The sequence below is a fragment of the Myxococcus sp. AB025B genome (genome assembly GCF_006518215.1).
Taxonomy (GTDB): Bacteria; Myxococcota; Myxococcia; order Myxococcales; family Myxococcaceae; genus Myxococcus; species Myxococcus fulvus.
The window spans coordinates 1-8,985 of sequence record NZ_SRLW01000361.1 but is presented as its reverse complement, the minus strand read 5'-3'; the positions used below and the strand labels follow the sequence as shown (position 1 = coordinate 8,985).

Here is an 8,985-nt window from a genome sequence, read left to right as displayed (position 1 = left end):
CCACCTCGCGCACCGCGCCGGGCGCCAGGAACACCGCCGCCCGGGTGAAGGGCACCAGCGGCAGATAGGCCGCGTCCAGCCCCAGCGCCCCCACGTCCGTGACGATGGCCGCGCCGAACGCGTCCCGGGGCAGCCCGAAGCGGCTCAAGTCCACGTTGAGCGTCACCGCCAGGAACGACACCCACCGGGTGAAGCCCCGCATCAGCGGCCCAGGCATCCGCTCCACCCAGCGCCACCCCCGCGAAGCCGCCGCCACGTCGCGCGGCCCCGCCTCCAGCTCCGCGGCGATGTCCCGCAGGCCCTTGAGGTCCGCGTCCGCCACCCGCACCGCACTCCACCGCGCCTCCCCACCCGAGGTGTCCCGCAGCAGCGCGGCCACCGTGGCGCGCTCGCGCAGGTAGAGCCGGTGGAAGCGCAGCACCGCGTTCGCGTCGGGACAGCGGCGCAGCGCCACCGCCAGGGCCTTGAGCACCAGGTGCGTCACCGTCAGCCGCGTCCCCGTGCCCCGCTGGAAGGCGTCCATGTAGGCCAGCGCCCGGTCCATCCGGACCGTGAGCGAGCCGTAGACGGTGGGGTCATACGGCGCCGCCCAGCTGCCGAGGGCCAGCTTGCGGAAGCTGGAGATGCGCGGCTTGGGTCTCAGCTCCAGGTGCGCCATGTCAGGCGGGTCCTCGACGGGGAAATCGATGGCGGCGCAGCATCGCGGCTCGCGACGGGGCGGGGAAGACCCCGACCGGCCGGACGCCGGGCTTCGTGGAGATTTCCACCAGTCCCCCGCGCACGGACGAGGCAGGGAGGCGGTGAACCCCGCGCACGCCCCCAGCGCACCCTTGACGCGCCTGTACTGGACGGTAGGCTGCCCCGCTTTTTGCAGATCCCTCCCGTGGAGGTCGTCCCGTGTCGTTCCTGGTCATCGCCCTGGCAGTCGGGCTCGCCATCTCGCTGTATTTCAACCTCTTCGGCGGCGCGAAGCAGGCCGCGCTCCCGTCGTCCTCCTCTGCCTCCACCAACGCGCCCCGCGTGGAGCTGGAGGCCGACCACAAGGCCGCGCGCGCTCGCGCCGAGGCGGAGCTGCAGCGCAAGCAGAAGGAGCTCGACGAACAGCGGGTCCAGCTGCAGGAGGTGAAGGAGCAGCTCAAGCAGACCAAGCGCAAGGTCTTCGAGCAGAAGGAGTCCGACAAGGGTTCCAATGACCTGGCCAAGGCCCGCGCCGAGGTGGAGCGCAACGCCTCCATCCAGCTGGAGCAGACCCGCCTGGAGCTGGCGCAGGTGCTCACCGAGAACCAGCGCCTGAAGGCCGAGTCCGAGGGCAAGGGCCGCCGCCGTGAGACCCAGGCTCCCGCGCCCGTCGCCGCCCCCGCGCCGCAGATTTCTGCCCCCGCCAAGGAGGGTGAGTCCGTCGTCGCCGCCGCCGTGCCGGTGGTGCCCTCCGCCGAGGCCGCGCGCGAGGACCGCACGCCCCGCCGCGTCATCCGCGAGCTGAGCGAGGCGGACAAGGAGAAGATGGACCGGCTGGAGCAGGCGGCCAACAAGGACCGCGCTCGCGCCGTGGAGCTGGAGAAGGAAGTGCGCCGGGTCAAGGGCCGCGCGGAGACGCAGCAGCGCGTCTACACCGTGACGAAGCACGACCTGGACCTGATGAAGGACAAGTACAAGGCCCTGGAGAAGCGCCTGAACCGGACGCTGCTCGAGCGCGACCTCATGCGCCGCGCCATCAAGGACCTGGAGAAGAAGACGGGCATCCTCGCCGAGCGCACCGAGCTCACCCCCGAGGAGATGGCCGCCAGCGACCAGCGCACCGAGGAGACCTCGCGCGTGCGCGCCGAGTCCGAGGCCCAGGCCGCCGCCCAGCAGCAGGCCACCGAGGCCCCCGCCGCCACCGACTCGCACGCCGCCGACGGCGAGGCCAAGTCCGCGCAGCAGGCCTGAGCCCCGCGCCGCGCCTGTCGAGCCCGAGGGGCTCGGTCTTCCGGGACATCCGTTCCGGTGGGCCGGGCCCTTCGTCGTTCACACAGCCCCGCGCGCGCCGAGGCGTCACTCACACCCGTCCGTCGGGGGCGCTCCGTCGCCGGACTGCCGCGTCACCAGCCCCTCCTGGAGCTTGCCCATCAGCCGCTGCAGCTCCGTCACCTCCGAGGCGGGCAGGTATTCCCCCAGCTCACCATCCAGTTCCCGAAGCGCGTCCACCAGGAAGGACAGCTCGCGTTCACCCGCGGCCGTCAACTCCAGCCGCACGCAGCGCCGGTCCTCTCCCGCGCGCCGCAGCACCAGCCCGTCCTCTTCCAACCGGTCCACCAGCCGGCTCGCGGCGGGCGCGTCCACCAGCAGCCGCTCCGCCAGCGCCGCCTGTCGCCGCGCGCCCTCGGAAATGCCCTTCAACGCCAACAGTTGATTGAACGGCCGGTTCGTCCGCGCACCCAGCTTCTCGGTGAGGTGGCGGCGGATGGCACGACGCAAGGAAGCGAGTTGCTCCGCGAAAGTCATCTGACTTCCGAAATAGTTGTCACCTACAATGGTTGTCAATTACATCGGCTCGGCGTCTCTGGCCGCACGGGGGGAATCCAGTCGCACCTGTCGTCACCCTTGCCTACCCCCTTGGTATGTCCGCCCCCACCGTCATCCTCCTGGCGCTCGTCGCGACCGCGACGTCGCCCGAGTCGAGCCCTTCCGTCCCTCCGCCCCAGCCCTTCCAGACGAAGGTGGAGGACCCGATGCTGGCCCCCGTTCCTCCCGCCCAGCAGCAGGTGCGCACCTGGGATGAGGCCCTGACGCTCGTCCGGGAGCGCTCCACCAACCTGCGCTCCGCCGAGGCGGGCGTGCAGCGCGCCGAGGGCCGCTGGCGTCAGGCCCTGGCGTCGCTCCTGCCCAACGCGAGCGCCCGGGCGACGGCGGCCCACGACCTGCTCAACCCGGACACCGCCGTGGGTGTCTTCCCCTCCCCGGCGCTGGACGGCCGCACGCCCACCGCGCCCATCCTGGGCACGCTGACGGCGTCGCTGACGCAGTCGCTGGTGGACGTGGGCGCGTGGCGCAACCTCTCCGCCGCGTCCGCCGCCGAGCGGGGCGCGGTGGCGAGCCTCCAGGACACCCGGCGCCGCCTCACGCTGGGCCTCGCCCGCACGCTGGTGGCCACCGTGGCCGCCGAGCGCGCCGCGGAGCTCAACCGCGTGGGCCTGCTCCAGGCGCTGGAGCGCGCCGCGCTGACGACGCGCTCGTTCGACCTGGGCGCGAGCAACCAGCTGGACGTGGTGCGGGTGAACCAGGACGTGGCGCTGGCGCGCGGGTCGCTCGTGGCCGGTGACGAGCAGCTGCGGCGGGCGCGCGAGGCGCTCGGCATCGCGCTGGGCTTCGGCCACGCGGTGGGCGTGGACCCCTCCTTCAACCTCAACGGGCTGATGGAGGAGGCGCGCCAGGCATGCACGCCGCTCCAGGACTTGGAGTCCCGTCCGGACCTGGTCGCCGCGAAGGCGCAGGTGGACTCCGCGCGCGACAGCCGGCGTCAGGCGTCCGCGGGCTACCTGCCCACGCTGGGCCTGGCCTCCAACCTGAACGGCGTGACGACGGACCCGGGCTTCGGCCGCTTCTCCACGTGGACCATCTCCGCCGTCATCGCCGTGCCCCTCTGGGAGGGTGGCCTGCGCGGGGGCCTGGTGCGCGAGCGCACGGGCATCGAGCGCCAGGCGGCCGAGACGCTGGAGGGCAATCGCCGCGACGTGTCCGTCGAGGTGGCGCAGGCCCGGCGCAGCGTCGAGGTGGCCGACGCGCTGGTGAAGACGGCGAGCGAGGCGCGCGAGCTGGCGGACCGCACGGACCGGCTGACGCGACGTTCCTTTGAAGTGGGCCGCGGCAGCAGCTTGGAGCTGGTGCAGAGCGGAGCGGCCCTGCGCCAGGCGGAGCTGGCCCTGGCGCTGCGTGAATTCGAGGCGGTCCAGGCGCGCCTGGACGCATTCTTGACGGAGGCCCGGTGCGACTGGTGAGACGGGTGCGCCCCCTGATGGCGCTGAAGATGACGGTGTGGAGCACGGCCCTGTTGATGGCGGCGGGGTGCTCGGGCAAGTCCGCGGCGCCCGCCGCGCCTCCGCCCCGCGAGGTGCAGGTGCTGACCTTGTCGCCCAGCGAGGTGCGGGACACGGGTGAGTACCTGGGCTCGCTCTTGTCGCGGCAGAACATCACCGTGCTGCCCCAGGTGGCCGGCTACATCCGCCGCATCCACGTGAAGCCCGGCCAGAAGGTGGAGGCGGGCGCGACGCTGCTGGAGGTCGACTCGCGCACGGAGACGGCCGCGCTCGACAGCGCGCAGGCGCAGCAGAGCTCCGCGAACATCAACCGCGAGCTGGCCAGGCGCACCTTCGCGCGCACGGAGGCGCTCTACAAGGAGGGCCTCGCCAGCGCGCAGGAGCTGGAGCAGGGCCGCGCGCAGCTGGAGGCCTCGGAGGCCGCGGCGCGCTCGGCGGCGGCGCAGGTGGCGCAGCGCCAGGTGCAGCTGCAGTTCCACGCCGTGCGCGCGCCCTTCGCGGGCACGGTGGGCGACGTGCTGGTGCGCCTGGGCGACTTCGTGGGCGCCACCACGCCCCTGACGACCATCGCCCAGGCGGACGTGCTGGAGGTCAGCGTGTCGCTGCCTTCGGAGCGGGCGCGCGCGCTCAAGCCGGACACGCAGCTGGAGGTCCTGGACGCGCAGGGCAAGGTGCTGCTCACCAGCCCCCTGTTCTTCGTCGCGCCGCAGGCGGACCCGCGCACGCAGCTGGTGGAGGTGAAGGCCGCGTTCCAGAACACGGTGGGGCTGCGCCCCAGCGAGCTGGTGCGCTCGCGCATCGTCTACGCGAAGCGGGACGCGCTGCAGATTCCCGCGCTCGCGGTGGTGCGCCTGAGCGGCCAGCCCTTCGCCATGGTGGTGCAGGAGAAGGACGGCAAGACGGTGGTGGAGCGCCGCCCGATTACGTTGGGCGCGCTGGGGGAGATGGCCTACGTCATCGAGAACGGGCTGAAGCAGGGGGACCGCGTGGCGGTGTCCTCGCTGCAGGCCCTGCGTGACGGGATGGCCGTGAAGGTGAAGTCCGCGGACAGCGCCCCGAGCACGGGCGCGGGCGCGGCGACGGCGGGCAGCCGCTGAAGCGCTGGATGGACCGGGCCTCGGACGGCACGCCGCGAGGCCCGGCCCCCACCATGATTTCGAGGGCTTGAACGCCGTGTTCGTCGACTTCTTCATCCGCAGACCCGTCTTCGCCATCGTCTGCTCCATCCTGCTGACGCTGGTGGGCTTGATTGCCATCCCCACCCTGCCCATCTCCCAGTACCCGGACCTGGCACCACCGCAGGTGACGGTGACGTCCACGTACGTGGGCGCCAGCGCCGAGGTGGTGGAGAGCGCCGTCACCATCCCCATCGAGCAGGAGCTCAATGGCGTGGAGGGCATGCGCTACATCACCTCCACCAGCGGCAACGACGGCACCAGTCAAATCACCGTCACCTTCGAGCCCACGCGCGACATCGAGGTCGCCGCCGTCGACGTGCAGAACCGCGTCAGCCGCGCCGCCTCGCGCCTGCCCTCGCAGGTGAACCAGACGGGCATCGTGGTCAACAAGGCCTCCAGCCAGATGCTGATGACGGTGGCCCTGTCCAGCCCGGACAACCGCTACGACGCGCAGTTCCTCTCCAACTACGCGGACGTGAATCTCAAGGACGCCATCAAGCGCGTGCGCGGCGTGGGCGACGTGCGCATCTTCGGCGAGCGCAAGTTCTCCATGCGCGTGTGGCTGGACCCCACGGAGCTGGCGCGCCGCAAGCTCACGCCCATGGACGTGACGCGCGCGCTTCAAGAGCAGAACCTCCAGGTGGCCGCGGGCCAGGTGGGCCAGCCGCCCTCCACCGAGGAGCAGCCGTACCAGATTGCGGTGCGCGCGCGCGGCCGGCTGGTGGAGCCGGCGGAGTTCGGTGAAATCGTCCTGATGCGCGACCCGAGCGGCAAGGCGGTGCGCGTGAAGGACGTGGGCCGGGTGGAGCTGGGCGCGGAGAACTACGGCACCATCCTGCGCTTCAACGGCCGCGTGGGCGTGGGCCTGGGCATCTTCCAGCTCCCCACCGCCAACGCCCTGGACGTGCGCGACGGCGTGTACCGGGAGCTGGACCGGCTGTCCGAGCAGTTCCCCCCGGGCATGGAGTACCTGACGGGCACGGACACCACGCTGGCGGTGCGCGCCTCCATCCACGAGGTGCTCCAGACGCTGGTGGAAGCCATCATCCTGGTCATCCTCGTCATCTTCCTGTTCCTGCACGGGTGGCGAAGCGTGCTCATCACCGCCTTCACCCTGCCCGTCTCGCTGGTGGGCACGTTCGCCTTCGTGCAACTGTTGGGCTTCTCCATCAACACGCTCACCCTGTTCGGCCTCACGCTGGCCACGGGCCTCGTGGTCGACGACGCCATCGTCGTCATCGAGAACATCGAGCGGCTGATGGCCGAGCGGGGGTTGTCACCCAGACAGGCGGCGCGCGAGGGCATGAAGGAGGTGTCCGGCGCCGTCATCGCCATCTCGGTGGTGCTGGTGGCGGTGTTCGTGCCGGTGGCGCTCTTCCCGGGCACCACGGGCGCCATCTACCGCCAGTTCGCGCTGACCATCGCCGCGTCGGTGGCGCTGTCCACCTTCTGCGCGCTGACGCTGACGCCCGCCCTGAGCGCGCGCATGCTCAAGCACCACCACGGGGAGAAGTGGGTGTTCTTCCGCTGGGTGGACAAGGTGCTGGACGCGACGAAGGCGGCGTACGGCCGGGGCCTGCGCGCCATGCTCCGCCACCCGGTGCTGGTGCTCCTGGCGTTCCTCGCCTGCATCGGCGCCACGGTGGTGCTGTTCAAGGTGGCGCCCACGGGCTTCATCCCGGACGAGGACCAGGGCTACGTCATCATCTCCGTGCAGGGACCGGAGGGCATGTCGCTGGCGCAGACGGAGAAGGTGCTGGTGCAGGTGGAGGAGATCCTCAAGGCGCAGCCTGAGGTGCGCGCGATGTTCGCCATCGGCGGCTTCTCCATGCAGGGCTCCGGCGCCAACATGGCGACCGTCTTCAGCAGCTTGAAGCCGTGGGAGGAGCGCCCCGGCAAGGACAGCACCGTGGCGGCGCTGGTGGAGCGGCTGCGCGGTCCGTTGAGCCGCATCGGCGGGGCGCGCGTGCTGCCCTTCCAGCCGCCGGCGATTCGCGGCGTGGGCAGCGTGGGCGGCTTCCAGTTCATCGTGGAGGACGTGGCGGGCTCGCGCACGCTGGACGAATTGGCCTCGGCCACGGATGACCTGGTGAACAAGGGCAACGAGGGCGGACAGCTTCGCGGCGTGTTCACGGCGTTCAACGCGAACACGCCGCTGTTGGACGTGGACGTGGACCGGCAGAAGGCCAAGGCGCTCGGGGTGCCCATCGAGCAGATCTTCGGGACGATGCAGGTCTACATGGGCAGCCAGTACGTCAACGACTTCAACTACGCCAACCGCACCTACCGCGTGTACACACAGGCCGAGCAGCAGTTCCGCGACAGCCCGCAGGACATCGGCGCGTTCTACGTGCGCAGCGACAGCGGGGACATGATTCCGCTCGAGTCGCTGGTGAAGGTGACGCCCACGGTGTCCGCGCAGGTCATCCGGCACTACAACCTGTTCCGCTCGGCGGAGATCAACGGCCAGCCCGCGCCGGGGGTGTCCTCCGGTCAGGCCATCGAGGCGATGGAGGCGCTGGCGGCGCAGAACCTGCCGCAGGGCATGGCGGCGGAGTGGACGGGCATCAGCCTGGAGCAGAAGGAGAGCGGGGGTCAGACGCTCATCATCTTCGGCCTGGGCATCCTGTTCGTGTTCCTGGTGCTGGCGGCGCAGTACGAGAGCTTCAGCCTGCCGTTCGTCATCATCCTGTCGGTGCCGCTGGCCATCATGGGCGCGGTCGCGCTGCAGCTGCTCCGGGGCTACGCCAACGACGTGTTCTGCCAGGTGGGCCTGGTGATGCTGGTGGGCCTGGCCAGCAAGAACGCGATTCTCATCGTGGAGTTCGCCGAGCAACTGCGCGAGCAGGGCAAGAGCGCGCTGGACGCGGTGGTCGAGGCCGCCGAGGTGCGGCTGCGTCCCATCCTGATGACGTCGATTGCGTTCTTGTTGGGCGTGGTGCCGCTGATGCTGGCGCAGGGCGCGGGCGCGGCGGCGCGCAACTCGCTGGGCACCGCGGTGTTCGGCGGCATGCTGGTGTCCACCATCGTGAACCTCATCTTCATCCCGGGCCTCTACGTGCTGATGCAGAAGGTGCGCGGCGAGACGTCCCGGCGTGACGCGTCGGAGGACGAGCTGCCGGCGCCGGCTCACGCGCCCTGAAGGTTGGCGGTACGGCCCGCCGGCCGGTGAGGGAGCGACCAGGCTCCTTCACCGCGCCGGCGGAGTCGTGTCCGGGGAGGTGAGGGTTCAGGTGCCTCGGGCGGACTGGATGAGCTCGGCGAGAATGGTGCGGTGACACACCGGCTCCAGGATGCAGTCCTTGGAGCAGAGGAGCGTCACGGTTTCGCCCGCGTCCACACGCCTGGCCAGTGACGTGATGATTTCACGCTGGGACTGCATCTCTTCGAGATAGCGGGCGCGATAGGCGTCCAGGGTGATGGGCGTCTGGCCCTTTCCATAGAAGGCGTCGAAGAGGTCGGGGCTGGGGGCGAGCTCGCGGCGCCACTCGTCCCAGGTCTCCTTGGCCTTGGGGAGGCCGCGGGGCCTGTAGCGGCAGATGAGGACTCTCCAGCCGTCATCGGGCTCGCCAGGGACACACCAGCGACGGGTCTTGATGGGCATTCAGGGTCAACGCGGTGGCGTGCTTTCGGTATTCCGGAAGGACGGCACCGGACTTCTTACTGGACCGCGTGACTCACTTGCTGGGGGTGCGGTGCAAGTGCTTGGAAAAACTTGGATCAGCGGAGGTCATTCGGACGGCACGCGCCCTGCTATGGGGTAGAGCACGCAGCGAAGATGACGCAGCGGC

The 8,985-nt window shown here is 70.8% G+C and carries 7 protein-coding genes; 4 read left to right on the top strand and 3 right to left on the bottom strand.

Translation table 11 applies throughout. The features are described from left to right. The coding region (locus FL311_RS37600; RefSeq protein ID WP_141332489.1) for a 2-oxo acid dehydrogenase subunit E2 at positions 1-658 on the bottom strand (658 nt) is incomplete at its 3' end. A 239-nt stretch (positions 659-897) separates the two neighbouring features. Here FL311_RS37600 and FL311_RS37595 point away from each other — a divergent pair. After that, entirely contained in the window at positions 898-1,929 is a 1,032-nt protein-coding gene (locus FL311_RS37595; RefSeq protein ID WP_141332488.1) for a cell envelope biogenesis protein TolA, read from the top strand. 105 nt (positions 1,930-2,034) lie between these two features. On the opposite strand, the gene FL311_RS37590 is transcribed toward FL311_RS37595, so the two are convergent. Then, positions 2,035-2,457 carry a MarR family winged helix-turn-helix transcriptional regulator gene (locus tag FL311_RS37590; protein ID WP_267700192.1) on the bottom strand — a complete coding sequence of 141 codons (423 nt, stop codon included), beginning with the start codon at positions 2,455-2,457 and terminating at the stop codon, positions 2,035-2,037. A gap of 143 nt (positions 2,458-2,600) precedes the next feature. Between FL311_RS37590 and FL311_RS37585 the strand changes: the two genes are divergently transcribed. From FL311_RS37585 to FL311_RS37575, 3 genes are all read left to right on the top strand, one after another. Next, on the top strand, positions 2,601-3,977 hold the full coding sequence (locus FL311_RS37585; protein ID WP_141332486.1) for a TolC family protein: 1,377 nt from the start codon (positions 2,601-2,603) through the stop codon (positions 3,975-3,977). Positions 3,978-3,994: 17 nt separating this feature from the next. Continuing rightward, positions 3,995-5,113, top strand: a complete 1,119-nt coding sequence (locus tag FL311_RS37580; protein WP_141332491.1) for an efflux RND transporter periplasmic adaptor subunit — start codon at positions 3,995-3,997, stop codon at positions 5,111-5,113. 76 nt (positions 5,114-5,189) lie between these two features. Further along, on the top strand, positions 5,190-8,336 hold the full coding sequence (locus FL311_RS37575) for an efflux RND transporter permease subunit (RefSeq protein ID WP_141332490.1): 3,147 nt from the start codon (positions 5,190-5,192) through the stop codon (positions 8,334-8,336). A gap of 87 nt (positions 8,337-8,423) precedes the next feature. Here the strand turns inward: FL311_RS37575 and FL311_RS37570 are convergent, their stop codons facing one another. Next, positions 8,424-8,798: a DUF488 domain-containing protein gene (locus FL311_RS37570; RefSeq protein WP_074956160.1), complete on the bottom strand. Its 375-nt coding sequence runs from the start codon at positions 8,796-8,798 to the stop codon at positions 8,424-8,426. Positions 8,799-8,985: the final 187 nt, after the last annotated feature.

Bases quoted from the DNA above. Each gene is read 5' to 3' on its own strand.
- FL311_RS37585 (WP_141332486.1), top strand. From the start codon at position 2,601: ATGTCCGCCCCCACCGTCATCCTCCTGGCGCTCGTCGCGACCGCGACG.
- FL311_RS37580 (WP_141332491.1), top strand. From the start codon at position 3,995: ATGGCGCTGAAGATGACGGTGTGGAGCACGGCCCTGTTGATGGCGGCG.
- FL311_RS37570 (WP_074956160.1), bottom strand. From the start codon at position 8,798: ATGCCCATCAAGACCCGTCGCTGGTGTGTCCCTGGCGAGCCCGATGAC.